This is a genomic window from Mesorhizobium sp. M1396 (assembly GCF_040317725.1).
GTDB lineage: Bacteria > Pseudomonadota > Alphaproteobacteria > Rhizobiales > Rhizobiaceae > Mesorhizobium.
Window position 1 is genome coordinate 12,746 of record NZ_JAMYLA010000036.1, and the last position, 23,883, is coordinate 36,628.

Sequence of the window (23,883 nt, forward strand, 5' to 3'; positions counted from 1 at the left end):
CCGAAATCTCAAGGAGCAGTGAAATGACCGTTTCGACCGTCAAGACCGACCAAGCTTCCGCCGCCGTGCCGCCAGTCGCAAGGCCGACCGTGCCGGCGCATATCATCAAGGACGACGCCGAAGCGATTGCGATCGCCCACGCGCTCGCCGCCGAATTCGTCAGGGATTCCTCCAGGCGTGATCGCGAGCGGATCTGGCCGGTTGCCGAACTCGATGCGTTTTCGCAAAGCGGCCTATGGTCGATCAACGTGCCCAGGACATTCGGCGGGCCGGAGGTGTCCTATGCCACGCTGGCGAAGGTGATCGAGATCATCTCGGCGGCGGATTCCTCGATCGGCCAGGTGGCACAGAACCATCTCGGCGTCGTCGCCGCCATCCGCACCGTATCCGACAAGGATCAGCAGAAGCTGCTGTTCGCCGAAGTGCTGATGGGCACCCGGTTCGGCAACGCGTTTTCAGAGTTCGGCTCCAAGCGTGCCGCCGATTTCGAGACCCGCTTCACCGAAGCCGGTGATCATGTGATCGTCAATGGCCGGAAATTCTATTCGTCCGGCGCGCTGCTGGCGCATCTGGTGCCGATCGTCGCGCTCGATGACGAGGGCCGCGCCTGGTATGCGATCGCCGACCGTGGCGCACCTGGCCTGACGGTCATCGACGACTGGTCAAGCTTCGGCCAGCGTACGACGCTGTCGGGCACCGTCATCATCGACAACGTCAAGGTGCCGAAGACCCATCTGGTGCCCGGCTACAAGGGCTACGACAAGCCGACCGCCGACGGCGCCATCTTCCAGATCATCCAGGTGGCGGTCGACACCGGCATCGCCCAGGCGGCGATCGACGAGACGGTCAGTTTCGTCAGGACCAAAAGCCGCGCCTGGATCGACAGCGGCGTCGACAATGCCTGGGACGATCCCTACACCATCCAGGCCATCGGCGATCTGACGCTGCGCCTGCACGCGGCGCAGGCGCTGCTCGAAAAGGCCGGCGTGGCAATCGACCGGGCGGTGATTGAGCCAACCGCCGAGACGGTGGCGCATGCCCAGATCGTCACCGCCGAGGCAAAAATCCTGTCGACCGAAATCGCCATCGCCGCGACGAACAAGCTGTTCGAATTGGCGGGAACCCGCTCGACCCTGGCGGAACACAATCTCGACCGGCATTGGCGCAACGCCCGCACGCACACGCTGCACGACCCGGTACGCTGGAAATATGCGATCCTGGGCAAATATTTCCTGAACGGCGAGAATCCGCCGCTGCACGCCTGGAGCTGATTTCCCATCGGCGGCGAGCGGCTCGCCGCGTCAAAACTTCGACCATCCAAGAGAGGCCCACTGCCATGTCAAACCCAACAGTCGTCGGCTTTTCCGGCAACATCACCCGGCCGTCAAAGACGCGCGCCTTCGTCGATTTGGTCGCCAGGGACATCGCCGCCAGTCACGGCCTGTCGGCGAGTACCTATGATATCGAGGATCTCGGTCCGTCGCTCGGCACGGCAAGATGGGCCCGCGAACTCGACGGGCAAGCGCGCACGATCCTGGAACAGATCCTCGCCGCCGACGTGCTCGTCGTCGGGTCGCCGACCTACAAGGGCAGCTATACCGGCCTGTTCAAGCATTTCTTCGACCTGATCGACCCGGCAGCGTTGCGGGGCAAGCCCATCGTGTTGACGGCGACCGGCGGTGGCGAGCGCCATGCCTTGATCGTCGAACATCAGCTGCGGCCGCTGTTCGGCTTCTTCGAGGCTTTTGCGTTGCCCACCGCCGTCTATGCCACCGACAAGGATTTCACCGACGGTGTGCTGCATTCCGAGGCCATCCTGAAGCGTGCGGCGCAGGCGGTCGATGAGGTCGGCTTCGTGCTGGCCAATCGCTCGGCCGGCAGGATCGCCGCCGAATAGCCTGCCGTCACCGGAATTTCGCCACGATCGAAATAAGCAAGGACCGCACCCTCGCTTACGCGCGGTTTACGACCGCACGCTACATCCTGTTCCTGTCTGATTCGCCTGGGACAGGAACCTCATGAGCAAAGCCCTCACCTCTTTCGCACTGGTCGCCGTGCTGACCGCCTTGCTCATGGCGTTGAGCCTGGCCGTGGCCAGGCACGGCTATCCCTATGGCGCGATCGGCGTCAGGCGCCTTGACGGCATCGCCGATGCCGGCGTGTTCATCCCGATCGCCGCGGTCTATTTCTTCAGCGCGATGCTGATGATGATCCTGCCGATCAGGGCGGCCGGCATTGTCCTGACCCATGCCGCCGACGCGATCTTCTGGACGGTGATCGTGCTGTTTGCGGCAATCGTCGGCTGTCTCGCCGCCAGATGGGCTTTCGGCCAGGGCAGCGCCGTGTGGGCGCTGCTGAACTGGCGGTTTTTGTTTGCCGCGGCGATCGTCGGTTGCCACTTCGTCATGAACGAACTGCGCCGCAACGTTCTGCTGCGCAGCCTGTTTTTCGTGGTCTTCGCCGTCGCGACGCTGGCCTGCCTGTTCTGGTCGTTCACGCTCTGACCTGGCGCCGGCTAATCCGCTGATCCGGCGGCGATGTTGCAGGCGGCAATTTCCATCCATGTCCAGAGATAGGCCGCGAGACCACGGTCGATATGGATGCGATCACTGCCACATGAAATTGCCGGGCCCCGGCAATTTCATGGCTACCGGCCGCGAGGAACGGTTTTCTCGACATAGCGCGAGAAATCCTCGACGTCCCGGGGTGACGGTTCCTGGCCAGTGAAACTGCGCAGATAGGAGGCAACATGAGCCAGCCGGCTGCTCATCGGCTCGTTGAGCTCGAGCGAGTAATAGCCGATCTGCATGAAATAGAGCACGCGAGCCCGCACGAACGCATTCACCTCTTCATAGCCATGACGCATGAACATGTCGCGAATGGCGTTGACGCGCTCCTCGTCGGCCTCGTCAAGCGCGCGCCGGATGGCAGGTGAGCGGCGGGCCCAGGCCCTGATCGCGAAATCCAGCTGCGGATCGAACAGCCTTTCGTCCACCCAGCATTCGAAAATGCTCATCACCCCGCGGATGACGGTCGCGGACGGTCGCCTGGCGCGTTCGACGATGAATTTGGTGTTGGTCTGCCGCCAGTAGTCGAGCAACTGGTCGAGCAGATCCTGCCGGCTCTTGAAATACCAGTAGAAGCTGGAACGCGACACATCGAGCTTCTGGCCAAGCGTCAGCACGCGGACGCGTTCGACACCGTCCGAGATCAACGTTTCAAGCGCAAGCTTCAGCCAGTCTTCGCGAGTGGCCTTGATGTTGCCGGTGGCGCCAGCGCGTTGAATCGTCGTTTCGAGAGCTGCCATCGACACGACGCATGACATGCTGCCTCAGGCAAATCAAGGCTATGGACACTAATGTACAGAGCAATTCGACCTGGCCCGAATGGTTCGGCACAGATGTTAGCCGGACGGGATCGATATGGCGCTGTCGTCGCAGCGTCATATCGAGCGAGGGGGGTTTTTGTCGCGGCTGCTGGATCAGTGCGTGCTTTCCCGCAAGCCAATTGTCTGGCAAATACCAGTTCAGACAGATGCCGCCGCGCGGCCAACCAGCAGGGAGATAGGAACATGACGCTGTTTCGACAGAACCTTATCGATGGCGAATGGGTCGGCGAGGCCGGTTCGCGCAACATCAATCCCTCCGATACCGGCGATGTCGTCGGCGACTATGCCTCGGCGGGCGTCGAGCAGGCCAAACAGGCGATCGCCGCGGCCAAGGCGGCGTTTCCGGCGTGGTCCCGCTCCGGTCCGCTGGCGCGCCACGCGGTGCTGAAAAAAGCCTCGGACGAGATCATGGCGCGCAAGGACGAGATCGGCCGCAACCTGGCACGTGAGGAAGGCAAGACGCTGGCCGAGGGCATCGGCGAGACCATTCGCGCCGCCCAAATCTTCGATTTCTTTGCTGGTGAAGCATTGCGCCAGGCGGGAGAGGTCGTGCCGAGCGTGCGGCCGGGTGTCGGCGTCGAGATCACGCGCGAGGCGGTCGGCGTCGTCGGCATCATCACGCCATGGAATTTTCCGATCGCCATCCCGGCCTGGAAGATCGCGCCGGCGCTGTGCCACGGCAACACCGTCGTCTTCAAGCCGGCCGAACTGGTTCCCGAGAGCGCCTGGTCCATCGTCGATATCCTGCATCGCGCCGGCCTGCCGAAGGGCGTGCTCAATCTCGTCATGGGCAAGGGTTCGGTGGTCGGCCAGGCGATGCTCGACAGTCCCGATGTCAACGCCATCACCTTCACCGGCTCGGTCGGCACCGGCAAGCGCGTCGCCGCGGCAAGCATCGAGCATATGCGCAAGTTCCAGCTTGAAATGGGCGGCAAGAACCCGCTGGTCGTGCTCGACGATGCCGACCTCGCGATTGCCGTCGATTGCGCGCTCAATGGCGCCTTCTTCTCGACCGGCCAGCGCTGCACGGCATCGTCCAGGCTGATTGTGACCGACGCCATTCATGACCGTTTCGTCGAAGCTCTCAAGGATCGCATGAGCAAACTGGTCATCGGCGACGCGCTCGACGCGCAAACCCAGATCGGCCCGGTCGTCGACGCCACCCAGTTGAAGCAAGACGAGGACTATATCGCTATCGGCGTCAGGGAAGGTGCCACGCTTGCCTTCGGCGGCGAGCGGCTCGACCGCAAGACGCCGGGTTTCTACCTGCGGCCGGCGCTGCTGACGCAGGCCACCAACGCCATGCGCAGTTCGCGCGAGGAGATCTTCGGACCCGTCGCCAGCGTCATTCGCGTCAAGGACTATGACGAGGCGCTTTCCGTCGCCAACGACACGCCCTTCGGGCTGACCTCGGGCATCTGCACCTCGAGCCTCAAGCACGCCACCCACTTCAAGCGCAATTCGGAGGCCGGCATGGTGATGGTCAATCTGCCGACGGCGGGTGTCGACTTCCATGTTCCCTTCGGCGGGCGCAAGGGCTCGAGCTACGGCCCGCGCGAACAGGGCCGCTACGCGGCGGAATTCTACACCACCGTGAAAACCGCCTATACGTTCCCAGGCTGATCGGCCACTTGGCCGATCATGCCAGGATGATCGGTCGATCGGGCCGGCAACCCGCCATGCACATCAAGATTGGGCACATTCTAGATTGGAGCGGCGCGAAGCGATGACAGTGCAGGGCCTGACCTGGCTCAATCCGCCGCCGCAGCATTCCATCGACGGCGACAGCGTTCGTGTGCGCACCGGCAAGGAGACCGATTTCTGGCGCGAAACCTTCTACGGTTTCTGGCGCGACAACGGTCACTTCCTGTACCGCCAGGTCGAGGGCGATTTCACCGCCGAGGTCACGGTCAAAGGCGACTACGAGGTGCTTTATGATCAAGCCGGGCTGATGGTCCGTCTGAGTGAAACGCATTGGATCAAGGCCGGCATCGAATACACCGACGGCGTGATGTACTTTTCCGTCGTCGTCACCAATGATGCCTCCGACTGGTCGCTGGCCACCATTCCGGCCAGTCCCGACGGTGTCAGGATCCGGTTGACCCGTCACGCCGAGACGATCCGCGTCCAATACCTCGATGCTTCCGACGGCCACTGGAAGCCGGTGCGGCTCGCCTATTTTCCGATCTCCAAGACGGTCGATGTCGGCATGATGTGCTGTTCGCCGCAGCGCGAAGGCTTCGAGGTCACATTCGCCGGCTTTTCGGTCGGCCCACCGATATCGCGGGAATTGCACGACTGACACTGCCGTCGCTTCCAGCGTTAGGCCTGAAACGATGCGGAACGATGTCGCTCTTCCACGTCTGGTGAAGGATCGGTGGAATCATGCGCCAGCCTCGTCCAGTCCCAGCCCGGCGCGGACGGCATTGCGGATGGCACGCGGGCTGAACCTGGCCCAAACCGCTTGATGCGCGCGGATGCGCTGCCATGCCCGGCGGTCAGCGTCCAGGCAAAGTTCGACAGCCATGTCGGCAAGCCCTTCATCGGTATCCGACAGCAGCAACTCCTCGTTGTCGGCAAGGTCCAGACCCTCGGCCGCCAGCGGCGTCGCGATCACCGGCACGCCCCAGGCCATCGCCTCCAGAATCTTGATGCGCGTGCCGCCGCCTGCCGCAAGCGGCATGATGCTGAGATGCGCCCTGGACAGGAGCGGCGCCACGGTTTCGGGGTCTTCGACGAGCTCCACGCCAGGCAATCCGGCCAGTGCCCGCACCGCGGGCTTCGGGCTGCGTCCAGCGAGAACCAGTGTCGCCGCCGGCAAAGCCTGCCGGATGCGCGGCAATATGGAGCCGGCTAACCGCTCGACGGCATCGACGTTTGGCGGATAGCCGAGATGGCCGATAAACAGGATCACCGGAAAGCCATTGCCGGGTCCGGGCTCGGCGGGTAGCGTTTCGGGACTGTGCCCGGCGTGGGGAATTCCGTTTGGAACGACATCGATCGGCACCGTGTGCCGCGAGAGGGCCATCAGCCTCTCGCGATCCTGGCCCGAGCAGACCCAGACCCTGTCGACAAGGGCAAGCGTCTTTCGCTCGAGGCGCCTGATGCCAAGGCCTGGCGTGATCGTCGCCATGGCAGGTCGCTTCGCATCGGCGCGCCGCAACTGTCCCGCCAGATCGGACTCGACATTGTGCATGTCGAGGATGAGCTGTCTTGTCAGCGCTCGCAAAGGCCGCAGCAGCTTGAACAGGCCGATACCCTCGACCAGCACGGTGTCCGGGCGGAAGTCCCGGACCAGTGCCTCCAGCCGCGTCAAGGCGGCGCGCGAAATGCGATGCTCCGCCCCTATGCGCCACCACCCGATCGAACCGGAGCGGGCCTCTCCTTCGATCGACAAAGCCTCGATACGGATCGACGGATCGGCTGCTTCCACGGTCCGCGGCCGCACCGACACCAGGCAGACCGGGCCGAATTCCGTTGCCGCCTCAGCGTTGCGGTAATTCCTCAGGTCAGCGCCGGATGTCGGCGGAAAGGCCGGATCGTGGGAGACGAGCAGCACGCGCCGCTCGGCGTTCCGCGTGAAAACAGTAGGGTTCAAAGCGGGGGCCCGGGACGTTGCACCAGCCACTGCTTTAAAGGCTTCATTCCAGATGGCATTCACGACCGCCCCAAGCCACAACAATCAGCTTCGACTTGTTTAGCCGAACGGGGCTTTCGTCAAGCGTCGTATCCTCTGTGGATGTCCGGTGCCCCAGCCTTGCGGCAGGCCTGCCGGTATAGCGCAATCACCGCCTGGACCATGCCAGCCAGCGGGCCGCCAGACGCTTCCAAAATGAGGTGAGCCTTGTCCGCCGATAAGCGTCGCCGGCCATCTTGATGCCTTGCGCCTGCGTTGGGAAAGGATGGATGACGTTGGCCAGCGCATGCAATCCCATGCCAGACCGCATGGCGAGCGACACCGCATTGATCATCTCGCCGGCATGGCTGGCGACGACCGTGGCACCCAGGATGCGGTCGGACCCCTCTCTGACGTGGATCTTGACGAAACCCTCCTCCTCGCCGTCCATGACCGCGCGCGCGACGTCGTGCATCAGCACCGTATAGGTCTTGACCGGGATGCCGTTCTGCCGCGCCTCCGCCGGATAGAGGCCGACATGGGCGATCTCCGGATCGGTGTAGGTGCACCACGGAATGACCAGTTCGCTCAGTTTCCTGCGTCCGAGAAACAGGGCATTGCGCACGACCATGCGGGCTGTAGCCTCGGCGGTATGGGTGAATTTGTATGCAAGGCAGACATCGCCAGCCGCATAGATGCGTGGATTGGTGGTTCTGAGGTAGTCGTCCACTTTGATGCCGGTGGCGTCGTACGCCACCCCGGCGTTCTCCAGGTCGAGTCCGTCGACATTGGGCGAACGGCCGATGCCCGTGATGATCTCGTCGACGGAAACCGTCATTGTGTCGCCGTCGCGCACAAGGTCGGCGAGCTTCTTGCCGCCTTCTGTCCGCACCGCCACCGCCTCGGTATTGAGGCGAACCTCGACCCCTTCGCGCGCCAGCGCGTCCGAAAGGATCTGGGCGGCGTCGCGTTCCTCGCCAGGCAGGAACATCGGTTCCCGCTGCACCAGGATGACGTTCGCGCCCAGCAGGCAGAAGGCCTGCGCCGCCTCGCAGCCGAGCGGTCCGCCGCCAATGACCAGAAGCCGTTTCGGGCACTCCGTGAGATCGAACATGGTTTCGTTGCTGAGATAGCCGGCTTCGGCGAGGCCCGGAATCGTCGGCAGGGCCGGACGTGCGCCCGTCGCAACCAGCGCCTTCCTGAAACGCAGCGTCTTCCCGGCAACCGTGACCTCGTCAGGTCCGGAAAATCGCGCTTCACCGAAATAGAGATCGATGCCCGCGGAAGCCAGGCTCGCGGCCGAATCGGCGCGGCTGATCCGCTGCCGGATCTGCCGCATCCGCGTCATTGCCCGCTGAAAGTCGATGTGAAGACTGTCCGGCGTGTCGCCGCCAAGATTCTCGGCATCGCGCATATCGGCATAGAGCCTGGCCGTGCGGATGATCGCTTTCGACGGGATGCAGCCGACATTGATGCAGGTGCCGCCGATCAGCCCGCGCTCGATCAGCGCGACTTTCGCACCGAGGTTTGCCGCTTCGCTGGCAGCCGTCAAGCCGGCTGGCCCGGCGCCGATGACGACAAGATTGTATGGGCCATTGGGCTCGGGATTCTTCCAGAGCGGTGGATGGGCACCCCTGATCAGCTCGATGTCATCGCGGTCGACTGGGAAGGCGTTGGCCATGGTCCGGTCACGCGACATCGCCGTCACCTGACGCCGGGCTGGCCGGCTGAGACAGCCAGCCGCCGCTGAATCCGGCTCTGCCCAGGCCGCGGCGGATGTGCGGATTGGACCGCATCAGCTCCCAGATCAAGCGCGACCGGTGGTTCTCGATCATCATCACCACGATGCCCTGATCCAGCCCGTAATGGCCTTCCGACACCCAGCCGTCGCGGCCGAATTTTCGCCGATTGGCCAATGTCGGATTGAAGCCGCTCGGCAGCCGGAAATTGTCGATCACCTCGGGGTAGCGCTCCCCGAGATGGCGCAATGCCGCCAGGCAGATGTCCGGGGCGAAGGGCAGCGACGCCGGATAGGACCATGGGGTGATCGTTCCATCATCCGGCCCGAAAGGCGCGCCGCGCGCGGCATAGCCGGAAAACCGGCGACGCTGTCGCGCTACGCTGGCACGAAGGCGGCCTGGTCCGTCGCCCGCCGAAAGTCCCCACAGGTTCTCGTCGTAGCCGCCGTAGCCGTAAGGGTTGTGGCGCGCATAGTCGCGGTGCAGGTAGGTCGAGCGGCGGCTGTTTTCGAAATAGTCCGAATTCTTCTCACGCATGAAAACGTCGCGGATGCCCGCGAAGTCGATCCAGGCATGCGAGAACTGGTGCATGAACAACGGACCGCCATAGAGCACGTCGTAGCCGTAGATGTTTTCCCACTGGTAGGTCGCCGTCCAACCCTCGTAGCTGTTGTCCGAGGTCGGGTTGTCGGGCGAGGCCATCGACAGCACGTAGAGGATCATCGCTTCGTTGTAGCCTTCCCAGCCATAGTGGAGAAAGCCGCTCTTCGGCTTCCAGCCCTGCCGCAGGGTCGAGCTTGAGCCTTGCGCCCATCGCCAGTCGACGCGCCGGTAGAGCGCCTCGGCCAGTTGGCGGATTTCGGCTTCGTCGCCACTGTCGTCGGAGAAATAGGCGCCTGCCACCAGCATGCCCGATATCAGCAATGCAGTATCCACCATCGACAGTTCGCAACGCCAGACGCGCAGGCCAGTCCGCATGTCGAGGAAATGGTAGTAAAAGCCCTTGTGGCCGGTGACGTCGTCGCCATTGCCTTGCCGGCTGGTCGAGAAGAAACGCAGGGCGGCAAGCGTCAGCTTCACGGCCGTGTCGCGCGTCATCCAGCCGCGCTCGACTCCGATCGGGTAGCAAGACAGCGCGAAGCCGACGACAGCGATGCTGGCCGGCGAATTCAGCCGCGAGGTATCGGCGACCAGTCCGTTGTCGGGGTTCACGTTTTCGAGGAAGTAGTCGAAGGCGGCGCGCTGATAGCGCTCCAGAAGCTCGTCGTCGGACAATGCGGCAGGGTCGACTTTAAGCAAAAGAAGCTGGCTCCCGCCCGATGGCTTCGTTCCGTGTCATGGTTCCCGGCATAGCTTCCTTGCATGATCGTCGATTCGAAGTCTGGGACTATACGCCCGTACGCTCCCGTTCGTTGCACCGTCACGCGGAATTGAGATGCATCCGGCCTCATTAGCTGGCGCGGCCGCCGGATACGTCGAACACGGCGGCCGTCGTGAACGAACACTCCTCCGAGGCGATCCAGCAGCCGGTCTGCGATACGCTGTGGGACAAGATCGTCGACACCTTCCGCGTCACCCGTGCCGTGCGGCCGTGCGGACCTCTCCGCAAATGCCTCGCCGTAAGACAAGGTGACCGGATTTGCCATTGAGCGCCGGACGCGATAGGTTATATTGCACTGCACAATGGAGACGCCGTTTATTGCACGCCCTTGTTTGCGGATATGCCGTCTGGCCCATGGCTTGGCGGTTCCGGGTCGCGCCGACGGGACTCTGAGATGAAGATCCCAAAGTCCCTGCTGATCGATCCCGAGAGAAATTCGGTCTATGGCGCCTTTGCCGTAGCCGTCTCGATCTGGGCGTTTTCCTACTCCGTCATTTTCGGCCAGGTGCTGATCCTGGCCTACTATGCGGTCTGGCTTCCGCTCATCCTGGTCGATTACCGGCGGTTCCTGCGCCAACTGTCCAGCGCCTGGCTGCCGCTGCTGTTTGCGGCCTATGTCTGCTCCTCCGTCTTCTGGTCGCAGGCGCCCGGCGTCACGGCGAGAACGGCCATCCAGTACTTTTCCCATATAGCCTGCGCCTACGTCGCCGCGCGCACCGTCAGTGTGCGCACCCTGACCATAGGTGCCCTGGTCGGGATATTCGTCGTCCTCATCTATTCACTGAAGGTCGCGAACTATTCCGAGGACGTTCTGGATGGCACCGTCAACTTTGTCGGCGCCTTCGCCTCCAAGAACCAGATCGGCTTTGTCGGGTCGCTCGGCGTCTATTTCTGCGCCGTCTTCCTCGCCTTTTACAGGCGCGGCCGGCTGAGCCTCATCCTGGCGGCGCCCGTCGTGCTGCTGTCGGCCTATGTTCTGGTCGTTTCGCATTCCGCCACCTCGATGGCCTCGATACCGGCGGTTCTGGCGCTGGTGGCGCTTCTTGCCATGAGCAAACTACTGTCACGCCGCTACCGCCGCGTGATCTTCCTGATCGGCGCCGGCCTGCTGGTGGTGACTGCCTTTGTCGCCTTGAATCTCGGGCTGATGGACTTCGTCCTCGGCATCTTCGGCAAGGATTCGACGCTCACCGGGCGGACCTATCTGTGGGAGCAGGGCTGGAATGCCATACAGAAATCGCCGATTCTCGGTGTTGGCTATGCCGCCTATTGGGTGCAGGGTTTTGCCGAAGCCGAGCGGCTGTGGAACGAATTCTACATCACCACACGCACCGGCTTCCACTTCCACAACACCTACATCGAAGCCCTCGTCGAACTTGGCTTCGTCGGAGCGACGCTGGTATCGCTGATCATGCTGCGCACGCTCTACGGCCATGTTTCGGCGGTGATCTTCAGGACATGGCAGGCGGATTCGGTGGTCCTCTTCGGCGTCATGGTGCTGCTGCTGATCCGCTCTTTCGTCGAGGTCGAGGTACTCAACCCCTACATCATGGGCTCTTTCCTGATGTATTTCAGCTTCTTCAAGCTGGCGCGGCTGCCCGTTACCCGCACGCGGCGGTCGCGGGCCCTGGAGCAGGCAGAGGCCAGGGGGGAGGCTGACTGGCCCCGGCATGCCGGCCGGCCGGCGGCCGCCGGCCCGTCATGACCTTATCAACTCGTTGGTTGAAGCAGGCGCTCGCAAAATCGGCAATGCCGTCCGGGTCAAGCGCATTGCCACAGGCGACGAAGCCGGCGGCATAACATCAAGCCGCCGCCCAACGCTGATTTCAAATTTTCAAAACCGGGCACGTCCCAACCCATTCCTTTGGGATGGATCGACTCTGGATGGTGCCGGCGGGTCTATTGGCTGGCCAGCGGCGCCAGCTTGATCTTGATCACATCGCCAGGCAGCACCGGCGTGTCTTCCTTCGCGGCGATTTCGCTGGTCTTGCCGTCGGCGACCCTCACCAGTGTGTAGATCAGGGTAGGCTCTTCGTTGGTAGCACTGGCCGCTATCGTGGCGGGATCGGTTGCCTGGGCCATGAGGCCTTTCTGCATATTCGCCTTCAGCGCCGCCTCATTCAGGTCGGCTTCGGTCTGCTGCCGGTCGGTGGCGAGCCTTGAACTCAAGGTGTTCTGGGCATCGATGGCATCCTGCGTAGCCTTGCTGATCGCCTGCTTGGCGGTGAGGATGGCCGTTTCGTAATCCAGGATCTTGCCCTGCAGGTCGGCAACGGATTGGCGCGAATCCAGCAGTCGGGCGTTGGCGATCAGGCCTTTCTGCGCCAGCGGGCCGATGCTGGTGAGTTGCTGCTGCGCCAGGTCGACCTGCTGCTGCTGGTTGACGATCTTCTTCTGCAGAGATTCGATTTCGGACTGTAGAACCCCCTTCAGCTCGTCGAGCGCCTCGAGTTTCAGCTTCAGCGCCTTTTGGTCGGCTGTCAGGATCGTCATCTCGTCGGCGACGATGGCTGGCAATCTCGGATCGCCCTCGACCTCCTTCGGTACGTCGAAACTCGTCTTGCCGGCCATGTCCGCGTCGATGCGGGCGCGCTTGACGATCAGCCGAACGCGCACGTCGTCAGAGATATCGAAGTTGCCCTTGGCGGTGACCAGATCCTTGCCAAGTTGGGGGCCATAGTCGGCGTTGCGCCTGATGCCGCCGGCGACGCTGATCGCCTGCAACACTGTCAGGTCGGGCACATAAGGAAATTTGCCGGGGTTCTGTACTTCGCCCGAAATGTAGAATGGCCGGAACTGCGCCATCTCGACCGAGGCTTCCGGCCTATCCGACAGAGCGAGCTTGCGTTGCAGCGCCTCGCCTATCGCCGTTGCGATTTCGGACGTGGTCTTGCCTGCTGCCGGCAGCTCGCCGGCGAACGGCACCGACAGCGTGCCCGATGGACCGACCGTGTACTCGCCATTCACCGCCGACCAGTCACGAAACGTGCCTTCCACGGTCTGCCATTCGGCAACGCGGATGGTGAGCTTGTCCTGCGACCCGAGGCGGTAGTCGCCTGCGACGGCGACGTGGGGGAGAACGAGCGACACGGCAAGGCATGTGGCCAGCAAACGCGCCCGTCGCAGGCGGCCGGAAACCGGGCCGCTGCGAAAGGCTTCGAACATATCTGTTTTCAACTGAACATTCCGATCCGCGTTAGCCCCATCGCCCGATGAGCTTGCGTCGAATGGCCGGCGCCAATGTCTGGCGTTGACCACCGGCCGGTCAGTAAGAACCACGCGACATCCAGACGGCCGGGACGGTCTTGATGATGATGCGAACGTCCTCGAACAGCGACCAGTTCTCGACATAGTGGCGGTCGAAGGCGACGCGGCTGTCATAGGACACATCGTTGCGGCCGCTGACCTGCCACAGGCCGGTCAGGCCCGGGCGGGATTTCAGGTAGTAGACCGCGGACGTGCCATAGATTTCCAGTTCGTCGCGCACGACCGGACGAGGGCCGACAAGACTCATGTCGCCCTGCAGGATGTTGATGATCTGCGGCAGTTCATCGAGGCTGAGTTTCCTCAGTACGGCTCCGACACGGGTGACGCGCGGGTCGTTCTTCAGCTTGCGGGTCGCATTCCATTCCGCGTTGGCATCCGGGTTGGCGGCGAGATAGGCTGCCAGCACCTTGTCGCCGTCCGGAACCATGGTGCGGAACTTCAGGCACGGAAAAATCCGCCCGCCGCGCCCTATTCGCCTGTGGCCATAGAAAATCGAACCGCCGTCGGAAAACTTGACGAGCAGCGCTATCATGACAAACAGCGGGCTGAGAGCGATCAAGCCAATCAGCGAACCGGTGATGTCGAAACTGCGTTTGAGCAGGCCGCCGATCGGCGGCGGAAAATCGATGTCAGCCTGCGAAAAGCCCGCCGTGGCCGACTTGGCAACGTCCCTCATGCCGTAAACTCCATGCGTTGAACGAATGGTTCGCGGCAAGATACCAAAAAAATGTTGCAGCGCAACACACAATTTCCCATCTCGTTGAAATAGTCGCGTCATGAATTGACTAAATAATAAGCTAGCCATGCACAAATTTCGGCATATTTAGCACATTTGTGACAAGAAATGGGCATCGTCGAAAAAATACGGACATTTTTAGGGCGGTTTTTAGGCAAGCCTACCTATCTGCCAAGGCACGGCCCATATTAGTGCTTCAGTGTTCGGTGATGCTTGGGCAAAACCACGTAAAATACTACTTAATATTGCTTATTCTACTGGAGGTAACTGATGGCCGGAGATCGGCTTGAATCCCATTGCGTGCATTGCAGCATGATGGAGTCGATCGCAAAAGCCCGATGAAAAATATCCGGAGTTGCCCTTGCCGCCTATTGCTCGCCTTAATAGAATTGCAAATTATATCTGTCAGAGTGGCGACAGGTAGAAAAGGCCGGAAGCAACTGGCCGAGAGTGGGCGACCTTAACAAGCCCACATAACAAGGGACGGCGCTCGGGTGGGGCAAACGTTATATGTACCCGAGCCGGTTTATGGGCTGTTGGGTATGGCACTTCCAAAATTCATCCTCGGGATGATTTTCGCTTTGGCTATCGTGGTCGGCTGGTCCTGGCTGGGCGGCGCGTCGATAGGCACAATACTGGTGCGCGCCATCATTTGCGCGGTTGTCATCCAGGCGGGTTACTTCGTGCTCGTCTATGCCATGATCGCCAGGAGCCCGCCGACGCCGGCCGACATGGCTCGTGACGCCGAGCGAAAACTGAATGCGCCCGAGGTTGCCGAAGGCGAAAAGCTGAGCGCAAGGCGCGGCCTGCATTAGCCGGTCGGAATCGCGCCGCCCTCACGCGACGTTGGCGGCTTCGCTCTCCGACTGTTCCCCCGACAGCATCCTCGACAACCGGCTGCCGGGTTTTTTCCTTCAGCCGCTAATATTGGCCGACCTCGACGATACGGCGCATGACCGCACTTATGTAACGCTCTGGTTGCAAAATTCCGCACGGCAAAAGGAAAGGCTTTACGGCATCAAGGTTTTTGGTGATGCTTGCTTCGCACTTGCAGCATAAGCGTCGCGCGAACCGCTTTCTTTGGGAGACTGTGCGCTAAATGGCCTTGCCGGATGGTTCATACGAATGATTGCGCGCCGCCGCCGTGTCGATGCCTGGCCCCGGCGCCACCAAAATTGCCGACATTGCCTGGCTGAACAAGCTCGCGACCTTCGTCCTCAAAGCCCGTCGCGCGCAGCTGCGCATGACAGGCCGCCTGAGCTTTTCCAGTGGCTCGACACTTGCCGCGGCAGTCGATTTCGGTCGCCGCGTCTTTGAGCGGCCGGGCATTTGCCGATGGCAATTCCATCGGGCATCGAACGAGCATGGGGCGAGGGCAAATCGATATCACCTGTACGAGAGGCAAATCCATGTCGATGATGAAATCCGAGGTCTGCGTGATCATCGCGGCAAAAAACGCGGCAGCGACCATCGCTGTCGCCATCGCATCCGCGTTGCGCGAACCGGAGGTGGCGGAGGTCGTCGTCGTCGATGACGGCTCCACCGACGGCACCGCTGACGTCGCACGATCCGCCGACGACGGCAGCGGCCGGCTCACGGTGATGCGCCTCGACGTCAATCGCGGCCCCTCCGTTGCCCGCAACGCGGCGATCGCCGGCTCGAAATCGCCGTTCATCGCCATTCTCGATGCCGACGATTTCTTCCTCGAAGGTCGGTTTCGCAGCCTGTTTGCCGGTGCCGATTGGGATTTCGCGGCGGACAACATCATGCTGATCAGGGATGGTGCGACGGGCGATGCGACGAAAATCGTCGCGCCTGAATTTGCCGCCGATCCGGAATTCCTCGATTTCGAACGCTTCGTCGAAGGCAATATCGCCAGGCGCCGCGTGCAAAGGGGCGAGTTGGGCTTTTTGAAGCCGGTGATCAGCCGCGCCTTCCTCGACCACCACGGCTTGCGCTATGACGAGAGCCTGCGGCTGGGCGAGGACTATGAACTCTACGCCCGTGCGGTCGCCCGCGGGGCGCGGTTCAAGGTCATTCGCTCCTGCGGCTACGGCGCCATCGTCCGCGCCGATTCGCTGAGCGGCCGCCACAAGACGCAGGATTTGAAGCGTCTGGCCGATGCGGATTTGGCACTGCTGGCGATCGACAGCCTGCCGGAAGGCTCGAAAGCGGTGCTGCGGCGGCATGAGCGGCACGTGCGCGACAAGTATCGGCTGCGCAATTTCCTCGACGTCAAGGCCGAGCGGGGGCTGGCATCGGCCGCGGCCTATGCCTTGTCAAGCCAATCCAACCTCGTCCCTATCGTCCAGGGCGTGGCCGCCGACAAGCTCGAGGCGCTGTTTCGCCGTGTCGGCCTTGTCTCCAGGCAAAACGTGCCGCCGCTGCGTTTTCTGATGGCCGGGACCAGCACGGGCAAGGAACATTAAGCGCGGTCCATGCGTGCGGTTGCCTGCCAAGGGACACTTCATCACGCAAACCATTTCGGCCGGAATTATGAGTTTACGAATTGGGTAGTTGCCTCACGGCTCCGACGATGGCAGTCTATGTTGCGGTGCAGCAAATTAGACGACCAGCCGAACTGGCCCCCGATCGGATTGGTTTGATGTCTCTCCTTAAGAGGAGCAGGACAATGCGACGCGAGTTTTTTGAGCCCCGGCTGCGGGGATCGGCCAGAAGCCCGGCCCACAAGCCGGCGATGACAGGAATTTGAGTTCATGGCCTCGATATTCGGTTTCAGATCAAGGGATCCGGCCCGCGACCGGCAGACCGATGTTTCACGTCTTGATCGTCTGGCAAAGCTGTTCGAGCAAATCGCGGCCGAGATCGAGTCCGAGAGGGCCGGGCTCGAGAATCGCTACCGGACGAAGGCGACCAACGCCGCCTTCCTGGTCGAAGCGATGGAAAACGGCTCCGCCTCCGACAAACGGTCCTCGGAAGTCAGCGCATTGACGCAGTCGATCCTGAATTGCGAACGCCGCATCGCGGCACTGTCGCGCCAGGATGGCATGATGAAAGAGCTCCGTCATTCGCTGGATATGGTCTTCGACGAGAATGCCGAACCGGCAGCCAAGGCTGAATTCGCCAGGCCGGCGGGAGTCGGCAGGGGTTGAAGGTGAGGGCTCGGAATTGTCGCAACGGATTTGATGCAAGGCAGCAAAAGCAATTCGGGAGGGTCACAAAAGAGATCAAGGTTGCCCGTTCAGGAGCGGTTCGAACGTCGACTTTGGGTTGGGGACGCACAGCGCAAGGGTGAGTTTGGTATGAATTCGAATCCGAAATCCAAGTCCACGACAACACTTGACGCACCGTCGTTCGCACAGCGGCCCGGGCAAGCCGGCCGGCGGCGACTGGTTTCGCTCGGTGCGTTGCTGCTGGCCGCTCTTGGCAGTTTCCTGGCAACCCCTTCCCATGCCCAGGACATTCCGACATCGCCGTCCTTTGTCGACGATTTCAAGAGCTTCGATCGTGCGCGCTGGTATGTTTCCGACGGCTGGAACAATGGCAACCATCAGAATTGCACTTGGTCGAAGGGACAGGTCAGCCTGTCGGACGGGGTGCTGTCGCTGGGCTTCGAGAAGCAGCAGCTGAAAGACCGTGAGTTTGCTTGCGGCGAGATCCAGACCAAACAGCGCTTCGGCTACGGCACCTATGAGGCACGGCTGAAGACCGACACCGGCTCCGGCCTCAACGCGGCGTTCTTCTCCTATATCGGTCCGCCCGACAAGCAGCCCTGGGACGAGATCGACTTCGAAATCCTGACCAAGGACACCTCCAAGGTGCAGGTCAATGCCTATATCGCGGGCAAGGGCAAGAACGAGAAGCTGGTCGACGTGCCGGGTGGCACCGAGAGTGCTTTCAACGACTACGCCTTCGTCTGGCAAAAGGACAGTTTGCGCTGGTACGTGAACGGCCAGTTGGTCAATACCATCACCGATCCGGCGAAATTGCCGACCCATGCGCAGAAGATATTCTTCAGCTTTTGGGGCAGCGACACGATGAAGGGTTGGATGGGAGCCTTCGCCGACCCAGGCCGCAAGCTTTCGCTGCAGATCGAGCGCGTTGCTTTCACGGCGCTCGGCGAACCCTGTCAATTTCCGGAATCGCTGGCATGCAGCGTAAAGTAGTTGGGATAGTCGATTTGAACTGGCCGGACCGAGAACGGTCCGCCGCCTTGCATGGGAATGAAAACGAATGAATTTGACGGTGTTTGGAATTGGCTATGTCGGCCTCGTGCAGGCGGCGGTGCTTGCCGAAGTAGGGCACCATGTGGTGTGCGTGGACATCGACGCCGCCAGGGTCGAGCGGCTCAATCAGGGCCTGGTTCCCATTTTCGAACCCGGGCTGGAAAACCTCGTCAAGGAGAACCATGCCGCCGGCCGCATCAAGTTCACCACCGATGCCGCCGCCGCCGTCAGGCATGGCGACATCCAGATGATCGCGGTTGGCACACCGCCCGGCGAGGACGGCTCGGCCGACCTCAAATATGTGCTGGCCGTCGCCGAGACCATCGGCCGCGAGATGGACAAACCCAAGATCGTCGTCGGCAAGTCGACGGTGCCGGTCGGCACCTGCGAAAAGGTCAAGGCGAGGATCGCCGAGACGCTGAAGAAACGAGGCCGCGAGGACCTGAGCTTCGACGTCGCTTCCAATCCGGAATTCCTCAAGGAAGGGTCCGCGGTTGCCGATTGCATGAAGCCGGACCGCATCATCGTCGGCACCGACAGCGAGGACACCGAGGCGGTGATGCGCGAACTCTACGCACCGTTCAACCGCAACCACGAGAAGATGATCGTGATGGATGTGCGCAGCGCCGAATTCACCAAATACGCCGCCAATTGCATGCTGGCGACCAAGATCAGCTTCATGAACGAGATGGCCAATTTGGCCGAGCAACTCGGCGCCGACATCGAGGAGGTCCGCAAGGGCATCGGCAGCGACCCGCGCATCGGCTACCATTTCATCTATCCGGGTCTTGGTTATGGCGGCTCGTGCTTCCCGAAGGACGTGCGGGCGCTGATCAAGACCGCCGAAGGGGTCAAGTTCGACGCCAAGCTGCTGCGCGCGGTCGAGGAGCGCAACAACGCACAGAAATCGGTTCTCTTCGACAAGGTGGACCGCTATTTCAAGGGCAATCTCAAGGGCAAGACATTCGCGCTGTGGGGCCTTGCCTTCAAGCCCGACACCGACGACATGCGCGAGGCGCCGGCGCGCGTCCTGATGGAAGCGCTGTGGAAGGCCGGCGCCAATGTCCAGGCCTATGATCCCGAGGCGATGCAGGAATGCCAGGCCATCTACGGCCTGCGCGACGATCTGCTTCTGTGCGGCACCAAGGAGGCGGCACTGCGCGGCGCCGACGCGCTGCTGATCGCCACCGAGTGGAAGAATTTCCGCGCGCCGTCCTTCGATGCGCTGAGAGATGCGCTGACCACACCGGTCATCTTCGACGGCCGCAACCTCTATGATCCCAAGGTCATCGCCCGTCACGGCATCGAATATCACTCGATCGGCAGAATGGCGGCGTGACGGCAGGGCGGCACAACAAGGAGCCAGGTCCATGAAAGTTCTATTTGCGGGCGGCAGCGGCTACACGCCGCAATTCAGCGGCGGTGTGCAGTCGAGCACCCACCATCTGGTCGAACAATTGCGCGAGAACGGTCATGATGCTTCCGTTCTGGCAGCGCTGTTCGGCGATGGCATGTTCGGCTTCAGGGCGCGCGCCAAGATGAAGCTCCTTCGTCAGCGCGCTGTCATCGACACTTTTCCGGGCTATCCGGTGGTGCGCGCATGGTTTCCCTGGGAAGCGGTCGGCTTTGCGGTCGAAAAGCTGAGGCCGGATGTTGCCGTGGTGCAATGCCACAACTCGGTTCCGATCGGCAGGGCACTGCAAGCCGAAGGCGTGCCTGTCGTCGTCTATCTGAGGAATGTCGAATTCCGCGAACTGGCCGGTGACCTGCGCGACCTGCAATCGGCGCTCTATATCGCCAATTCCGAGTTCACCGCGCGCACCTACAAGGCAAAATTCGATATCGATTCGACGGTCATTCCGCCGACCATCAATCCCGGGTTCTACAGCACTCCCACGACCGGTGAATTTGTCACGCTCATCAACCCCTATGAGGAAAAGGGCTTCGACCTTGCAGTCCGCATTGCCGCCGCCTGTCCTGAGATCCCATTCCTGTTCGTCGAAAGCTGGAAGCTCGATGACGATCATCGGGCCCGGATCGAAGCGACAATCTCTCCATTGCAAAACGTCAAGCTGGAAGGCCGCACCAGTGACATGAAGACCGTCTACGGCCGCACGAAGATACTGCTTGCGCCCAGCAAATGGGAGGAGGCCTGGGGCAGGGTAGCCTCAGAAGCGCATTGCAGCGGCATTCCCGTGGTCGGCTCACGTCGCGGCGGTCTGCCGGAAGCAATCGGCTCCGGCGGCGTGGTTCTGGACTACGACGCACCGCTTGCCGACTGGGTCTCGGCCGTCAGGCGGCTGTGGAGCGACGAGGCCGAGTACAAGCGTCTGTCGGCGGCGGCGATTCAGTTTTCCGAGCGATCGCAAATGAACCCAGACCGTCAGTTTGCCACGTTCATGGACGTTCTCGACAGCGCTCGGCGCGTCGGCCTGGAGCGTGCTGCCTAAACGCGCTGCGTTGGATTTGCCCAACTGGCCATGCCGGCCTCCGCACCTGGACCCGCCAAGCATGCCGGGGTTCTGGCGGATCCTGTAGGCCTTGGAGGTTGATCGGCAGACACGCCAAATTGCCTGAAATCTTGCAAGGTCGCACCAAAAATGTTGCAGTGCAGCAAGACCTGTACTAACGTCCGTCCGGGTGGCCAAACAGCGGTAGAATTCTATGCTGCACGTCTTGTGCCTCGGGCACGATGTTTTCGGCCCGGCCGTCGTCGGGCGCGCACCGGCTCCCAGCGCGGTTGACCTGCAGCCACCTTGCAAGGTTTCCGTGTCACCTGTCAGTCCCCATGCGGGGCGGTTCACAACGGGCTGCTTGATCGGTGTTCGCACGAACGCATCCTGCCGATGAAGATTTGCTTCGTAGTCGACAAGTTCCCCTCATTGTCGGAGACTTTCGTTCTCGACCAGATAGCCGGATGCCTTGAGCGCGGCATGGAAGTCGGCGTCGTCTGCAATGAAATGTCGTTTGGCAAGGACGGCAATATCGACGATTCTCGCTGGCACGCGCTGCCGGGAAAGGTCGTATGCTGGTGGGGTGGCCTGGCTCGCTATCGCCCGCTGCTCAGGAAGTGGTCTGGCAGGTTCTGGGATAAACTGTCGACCGCCATCGACATTGCTTATGCGCGTAAATTGCAGAACGCCGACCTGATCGTCGCCCATTTCGGCAACAACGGCATGCGCGTGGCCCGCGCTATTAAGCGAGGCAGGATTTCCGCTCCCCTTATGACGATATTTCATGGCCGCGATGTCGGCGAGCCGCTGCATGACAATTCACTCGCGCGCTACAAAATTGTGTTCGAAAAGGGCGCTCTTCAATTGCCGGTGAATGCGTTTTTCCGCGATGCTTTGATCGACGTCGGTGCATCGCCGACGCAAGTTATGGTTCACCATATGGGCGTGCGGCCGAGCGAGATCGGCTATCGGTGGCGTTCATGGGAGCACGCCACTCTATCTTTCATCTCGGTCTGCCGCCTGACCGAAAAAAAGGGCATCGAATATGCGCTTCGCGCGCTCGCCGGCCTGCCGCGGCGCGATTGGGTCTATTCGGTGATCGGAGGCGGAGAACTTCTGGAGGAGCTGAAGGGGATCGCCGCAAATCTCGGCATCGCCGACAGAGTGACCTTTCTTGGCCCGCGTTCGCACAGCGAAGTGAAGCAGCGGCTGCGCGATGCTCATGTGTTCCTGCTGCCTAGCGTCACTGCGCGCGATGGCGATCTGGAAGGCATTCCGGTTTCACTGATGGAGGCAATGGCCGCCGGCCTGACAGTGGTCAGCACATATCACTCGGGGATTCCCGAACTGATCGAGGATCAAAAGACAGGTTTTCTCGCTCCCGAGAGAGACATTGCGGCGCTGACTAGCAAACTTGCCTGGATCGCCGAGAATCCGAAGCCCTGCGAGCAAATTGCCCTCGCCGCGCGCAAGAAGATCGAGGCGGACTTCAACGCAGATGTGCTGAACGAACATTTCGCACAGATAGCCGAGCAGCTTGGCGAAACGAGGTTCGGTTCATGAATGTCAATCCGCCGCCCCCCCATTTCGGTCGTGTCGCCCTTCGTGGCGGATTGGTGACGATCGGTGCGCAGGGCTTCAAGATGGCGATCCAGTTTCTCTCCGTCATCGTGCTCGCCCGTCTGCTTGTTCCCGAGGATTTCGGCCTGGTGGCTTCCGTCGGGCCGATCGTGGCCTTTGTTGGATTGCTTCAAAACCTGGGCCTCCAGCAGGCTGTGGTTCAGCGCAAGGACATCAGCGACCAGCAACTCAACCAGGTTTTCTGGATCAGTGCGCTCGTCGGGCTGGGCAGTGCCGTGGTAGTGGCCGGCCTGGCGCCCGCGATTGCCGCTTTCTACGGCGATCAGCGCATGTCCGGCATCACTCTTGGCTCAGCCTTGCCGCTGCTCCTCGGCAGTCTTGCCGCGGTGCCGTTGGCATTGATGAATCGCCACCTGCAATTCGGCCAGCTCGCCGTGAACGATGTGACAAGCGCCGCCGCCGGACTTCTGGCCGCTGCGGTCGCGGCCTATGCGGGGCTTGGCTACTGGTCGCTGGTCATCGGCCCGGCTGTTTCAGCGGTTGTCGCATTGGCGGCCGCGTGGCGGGTGGCGCGGTGGAGGCCGCTACGGCCGGATTTGAAAGTCGATGCCGACATATTGTCGTTCGGCGCCAATCTGACGGGCTTCAATCTTGCCAACTTCTTCTCGCGCAATCTCGACAACATTCTCATCGGAAAATATTCCGGCGCGATCGAGCTCGGCTATTACGACCGCGCCTATAAGCTCCTGCTGTTCCCGCTGCAGAACATCAACCAGCCGCTGACGCGCGTGATGGTGCCTCTGCTAAGCCGCATCCATGAGGACAAGGCTCGATTTCGCGACATTTACGTGCGGACCAACTGGATGCTGGCTGCCGTTACCATGCCCGGCATCGCGGCGCTGACGATGACCTCCGATCAGGTCGTAGGGCTTCTCTTCGGCCAGGGTTGGGCGCCGGTGGCGCCGATTTTCGCGTGGCTGGGCATCGCTAGCCTGGTCCAGTCCGTTTCAAGCACCACAGGCTGGATATTCATCTGTCAGGGCAAGACGAAGACCATGTTCCACTGGGGCATCTATTCGTCACTGACGACCGTCGCCGCCTTCATCGTCGGCTTGCACTGGGGTGCCGTCGGCGTTGCCGCGGCCTATGCCATCAGCGGTTACGTGCTGCGCGTTCCCGTGCTTGCCGTGCTGGTCCATCGAGTCGGTCCCGTCACAGCCGCCGACTTTCTGGTCATGCAGGGGCTTTTCATTGCCTCGTCCCTGCTCGCCTGGCACGCATACTCGTGGTTGCCGGCGTCGCTGACCGGACAGTCAGACCTGCTCGCGGTCTTTCTTGCGATTGCCCTCAATTACGGGATCGGTCTCATTCTCATGCTTGCGGTCGCTCAATCGCGCCGCGCGTTGTTCACCACCCTGTCCAATGCCGCGCGCAACATCCGCTGAGTGACCCTCGATCAAAGGCGCCAGCAGGTTTGTGGCCGACATTGCCGAGGCATGCTCCTCAAGCACGGCCTGAAGGCTGGTCTGGCGATA

Annotated in this window: 22 protein-coding genes; 15 read left to right on the forward strand and 7 right to left on the reverse strand. The window is 61.7% G+C overall.

All coding sequences use genetic code 11. The features are described 5' to 3' along the window. Positions 1-23: 23 nt before the first annotated feature. From NKH02_RS22315 to NKH02_RS22325, 3 genes are all read left to right on the forward strand, one after another. A complete protein-coding gene (locus tag NKH02_RS22315) occupies positions 24-1,271 on the forward strand; it encodes an SfnB family sulfur acquisition oxidoreductase (protein ID WP_352881509.1) in 1,248 nt (415 codons plus the stop codon). A 65-nt stretch (positions 1,272-1,336) separates the two neighbouring features. After that, complete coding sequence (msuE, locus tag NKH02_RS22320; RefSeq protein ID WP_352881512.1) at positions 1,337-1,897, forward strand: FMN reductase; 561 nt, start codon at positions 1,337-1,339, stop codon at positions 1,895-1,897. 121 nt (positions 1,898-2,018) lie between these two features. After that, positions 2,019-2,504, forward strand: a complete 486-nt coding sequence (locus NKH02_RS22325) for a hypothetical protein (protein ID WP_352869115.1) — start codon at positions 2,019-2,021, stop codon at positions 2,502-2,504. A gap of 143 nt (positions 2,505-2,647) precedes the next feature. On the opposite strand, the gene NKH02_RS22330 is transcribed toward NKH02_RS22325, so the two are convergent. Continuing rightward, complete coding sequence (locus tag NKH02_RS22330) at positions 2,648-3,307, reverse strand: TetR/AcrR family transcriptional regulator (protein WP_352881515.1); 660 nt, start codon at positions 3,305-3,307, stop codon at positions 2,648-2,650. Positions 3,308-3,571: 264 nt separating this feature from the next. Here NKH02_RS22330 and NKH02_RS22335 point away from each other — a divergent pair, with 264 nt between their 5' ends. Together NKH02_RS22335 and NKH02_RS22340 are read left to right on the forward strand one after the other, a co-directional pair. Continuing rightward, positions 3,572-5,011, forward strand: a complete 1,440-nt coding sequence (locus NKH02_RS22335; protein ID WP_352881517.1) for an aldehyde dehydrogenase family protein — start codon at positions 3,572-3,574, stop codon at positions 5,009-5,011. 103 nt (positions 5,012-5,114) lie between these two features. Further along, complete coding sequence (locus tag NKH02_RS22340; RefSeq protein WP_352881520.1) at positions 5,115-5,690, forward strand: DUF1349 domain-containing protein; 576 nt, start codon at positions 5,115-5,117, stop codon at positions 5,688-5,690. 81 nt (positions 5,691-5,771) lie between these two features. On the opposite strand, the gene NKH02_RS22345 is transcribed toward NKH02_RS22340, so the two are convergent. From NKH02_RS22345 to NKH02_RS22355, 3 genes are all read right to left on the reverse strand, one after another. Further along, positions 5,772-6,947: a glycosyltransferase family 4 protein gene (locus tag NKH02_RS22345; protein WP_352881522.1), complete on the reverse strand. Its 1,176-nt coding sequence runs from the start codon at positions 6,945-6,947 to the stop codon at positions 5,772-5,774. A gap of 226 nt (positions 6,948-7,173) precedes the next feature. After that, positions 7,174-8,703 carry a mercuric reductase gene (locus tag NKH02_RS22350; RefSeq protein WP_352881524.1) on the reverse strand — a complete coding sequence of 510 codons (1,530 nt, stop codon included), beginning with the start codon at positions 8,701-8,703 and terminating at the stop codon, positions 7,174-7,176. Continuing rightward, the gene (locus NKH02_RS22355; protein WP_352881526.1) at positions 8,693-10,042 is read right to left on the reverse strand and encodes a glucoamylase family protein; all 1,350 of its coding nucleotides are present in this window, start codon (positions 10,040-10,042) and stop codon (positions 8,693-8,695) included. Before NKH02_RS22355 ends, NKH02_RS22350 begins: the two co-directional genes overlap by 11 nt. Before the next feature lie 194 nt (positions 10,043-10,236). On the opposite strand from NKH02_RS22355, the gene NKH02_RS22360 reads away from it, so the two are divergent. Further along, a complete protein-coding gene (locus tag NKH02_RS22360) occupies positions 10,237-10,392 on the forward strand; it encodes a hypothetical protein (RefSeq protein ID WP_352881583.1) in 156 nt (51 codons plus the stop codon). Positions 10,393-10,518: 126 nt separating this feature from the next. Then, positions 10,519-11,829 (forward strand): O-antigen ligase family protein, encoded by a 1,311-nt coding sequence (locus NKH02_RS22365; RefSeq protein WP_352869097.1) that lies wholly within the window; start codon positions 10,519-10,521, stop codon positions 11,827-11,829. A gap of 194 nt (positions 11,830-12,023) precedes the next feature. Here the strand turns inward: NKH02_RS22365 and NKH02_RS22370 are convergent, their stop codons facing one another. Continuing rightward, positions 12,024-13,289: a polysaccharide biosynthesis/export family protein gene (locus NKH02_RS22370; RefSeq protein WP_352881528.1), complete on the reverse strand. Its 1,266-nt coding sequence runs from the start codon at positions 13,287-13,289 to the stop codon at positions 12,024-12,026. Between the two features lie 100 nt (positions 13,290-13,389). After that, complete coding sequence (locus NKH02_RS22375; protein ID WP_352869095.1) at positions 13,390-14,067, reverse strand: sugar transferase; 678 nt, start codon at positions 14,065-14,067, stop codon at positions 13,390-13,392. A 602-nt stretch (positions 14,068-14,669) separates the two neighbouring features. Between NKH02_RS22375 and NKH02_RS22380 the strand changes: the two genes are divergently transcribed. Then, positions 14,670-14,942, forward strand: coding sequence for an exopolysaccharide production repressor protein (locus tag NKH02_RS22380; protein ID WP_352869092.1), 273 nt, complete (start codon positions 14,670-14,672; stop codon positions 14,940-14,942). Positions 14,943-15,244: 302 nt separating this feature from the next. Here NKH02_RS22380 and NKH02_RS22385 read toward each other — a convergent pair whose 3' ends face one another. Next, on the reverse strand, positions 15,245-15,598 hold the full coding sequence (locus NKH02_RS22385) for a hypothetical protein (RefSeq protein ID WP_352881586.1): 354 nt from the start codon (positions 15,596-15,598) through the stop codon (positions 15,245-15,247). On the opposite strand from NKH02_RS22385, the gene NKH02_RS22390 reads away from it, so the two are divergent. From NKH02_RS22390 to NKH02_RS22420, 7 genes are all read left to right on the forward strand, one after another. Continuing rightward, positions 15,537-16,556, forward strand: coding sequence for a glycosyltransferase family 2 protein (locus NKH02_RS22390; RefSeq protein ID WP_352881531.1), 1,020 nt, complete (start codon positions 15,537-15,539; stop codon positions 16,554-16,556). The genes NKH02_RS22385 and NKH02_RS22390 overlap by 62 nt on opposite strands. A gap of 288 nt (positions 16,557-16,844) precedes the next feature. After that, on the forward strand, positions 16,845-17,240 hold the full coding sequence (locus NKH02_RS22395) for a hypothetical protein (protein ID WP_352869085.1): 396 nt from the start codon (positions 16,845-16,847) through the stop codon (positions 17,238-17,240). 150 nt (positions 17,241-17,390) lie between these two features. Continuing rightward, a complete protein-coding gene (exoK, locus tag NKH02_RS22400; RefSeq protein WP_352881533.1) occupies positions 17,391-18,254 on the forward strand; it encodes an endo-1,3-1,4-beta-glycanase ExoK in 864 nt (287 codons plus the stop codon). A 67-nt stretch (positions 18,255-18,321) separates the two neighbouring features. Next, entirely contained in the window at positions 18,322-19,653 is a 1,332-nt protein-coding gene (locus tag NKH02_RS22405; RefSeq protein ID WP_352881536.1) for a UDP-glucose dehydrogenase family protein, read from the forward strand. 31 nt (positions 19,654-19,684) lie between these two features. Beyond that, positions 19,685-20,764: a glycosyltransferase gene (locus NKH02_RS22410; protein ID WP_352881538.1), complete on the forward strand. Its 1,080-nt coding sequence runs from the start codon at positions 19,685-19,687 to the stop codon at positions 20,762-20,764. A 483-nt stretch (positions 20,765-21,247) separates the two neighbouring features. Beyond that, a complete protein-coding gene (locus NKH02_RS22415) occupies positions 21,248-22,330 on the forward strand; it encodes a glycosyltransferase (RefSeq protein WP_352881540.1) in 1,083 nt (360 codons plus the stop codon). After that, a complete protein-coding gene (locus tag NKH02_RS22420; protein WP_352881542.1) occupies positions 22,327-23,793 on the forward strand; it encodes a lipopolysaccharide biosynthesis protein in 1,467 nt (488 codons plus the stop codon). Before NKH02_RS22415 ends, NKH02_RS22420 begins: the two co-directional genes overlap by 4 nt. Positions 23,794-23,883: the final 90 nt, after the last annotated feature.

Excerpts from the sequence above, each read along its gene's own strand:
- NKH02_RS22405 (WP_352881536.1), top strand. The coding sequence starts at position 18,322 with ATGAATTTGACGGTGTTTGGAATTGGCTATGTCGGCCTCGTGCAGGCG.
- NKH02_RS22370 (WP_352881528.1), bottom strand. The coding sequence starts at position 13,289 with ATGTTCGAAGCCTTTCGCAGCGGCCCGGTTTCCGGCCGCCTGCGACGG.
- NKH02_RS22315 (WP_352881509.1), top strand. The coding sequence starts at position 24 with ATGACCGTTTCGACCGTCAAGACCGACCAAGCTTCCGCCGCCGTGCCG.
- NKH02_RS22390 (WP_352881531.1), top strand. The coding sequence starts at position 15,537 with ATGTCGATGATGAAATCCGAGGTCTGCGTGATCATCGCGGCAAAAAAC.
- NKH02_RS22380 (WP_352869092.1), top strand. The coding sequence starts at position 14,670 with ATGGCACTTCCAAAATTCATCCTCGGGATGATTTTCGCTTTGGCTATC.
- NKH02_RS22410 (WP_352881538.1), top strand. The coding sequence starts at position 19,685 with ATGAAAGTTCTATTTGCGGGCGGCAGCGGCTACACGCCGCAATTCAGC.
- NKH02_RS22420 (WP_352881542.1), top strand. The coding sequence starts at position 22,327 with ATGAATGTCAATCCGCCGCCCCCCCATTTCGGTCGTGTCGCCCTTCGT.
- NKH02_RS22335 (WP_352881517.1), top strand. The coding sequence starts at position 3,572 with ATGACGCTGTTTCGACAGAACCTTATCGATGGCGAATGGGTCGGCGAG.
- NKH02_RS22415 (WP_352881540.1), top strand. The coding sequence starts at position 21,248 with ATGGAAGTCGGCGTCGTCTGCAATGAAATGTCGTTTGGCAAGGACGGC.
- NKH02_RS22395 (WP_352869085.1), top strand. The coding sequence starts at position 16,845 with ATGGCCTCGATATTCGGTTTCAGATCAAGGGATCCGGCCCGCGACCGG.
- msuE (WP_352881512.1), top strand. The coding sequence starts at position 1,337 with ATGTCAAACCCAACAGTCGTCGGCTTTTCCGGCAACATCACCCGGCCG.
- NKH02_RS22385 (WP_352881586.1), bottom strand. The coding sequence starts at position 15,598 with ATGGTCGCTGCCGCGTTTTTTGCCGCGATGATCACGCAGACCTCGGAT.
- NKH02_RS22375 (WP_352869095.1), bottom strand. The coding sequence starts at position 14,067 with ATGAGGGACGTTGCCAAGTCGGCCACGGCGGGCTTTTCGCAGGCTGAC.
- NKH02_RS22350 (WP_352881524.1), bottom strand. The coding sequence starts at position 8,703 with ATGTCGCGTGACCGGACCATGGCCAACGCCTTCCCAGTCGACCGCGAT.
- NKH02_RS22365 (WP_352869097.1), top strand. The coding sequence starts at position 10,519 with ATGAAGATCCCAAAGTCCCTGCTGATCGATCCCGAGAGAAATTCGGTC.
- NKH02_RS22330 (WP_352881515.1), bottom strand. The coding sequence starts at position 3,307 with ATGGCAGCTCTCGAAACGACGATTCAACGCGCTGGCGCCACCGGCAAC.
- NKH02_RS22340 (WP_352881520.1), top strand. The coding sequence starts at position 5,115 with ATGACAGTGCAGGGCCTGACCTGGCTCAATCCGCCGCCGCAGCATTCC.
- NKH02_RS22325 (WP_352869115.1), top strand. The coding sequence starts at position 2,019 with ATGAGCAAAGCCCTCACCTCTTTCGCACTGGTCGCCGTGCTGACCGCC.
- exoK (WP_352881533.1), top strand. The coding sequence starts at position 17,391 with ATGAATTCGAATCCGAAATCCAAGTCCACGACAACACTTGACGCACCG.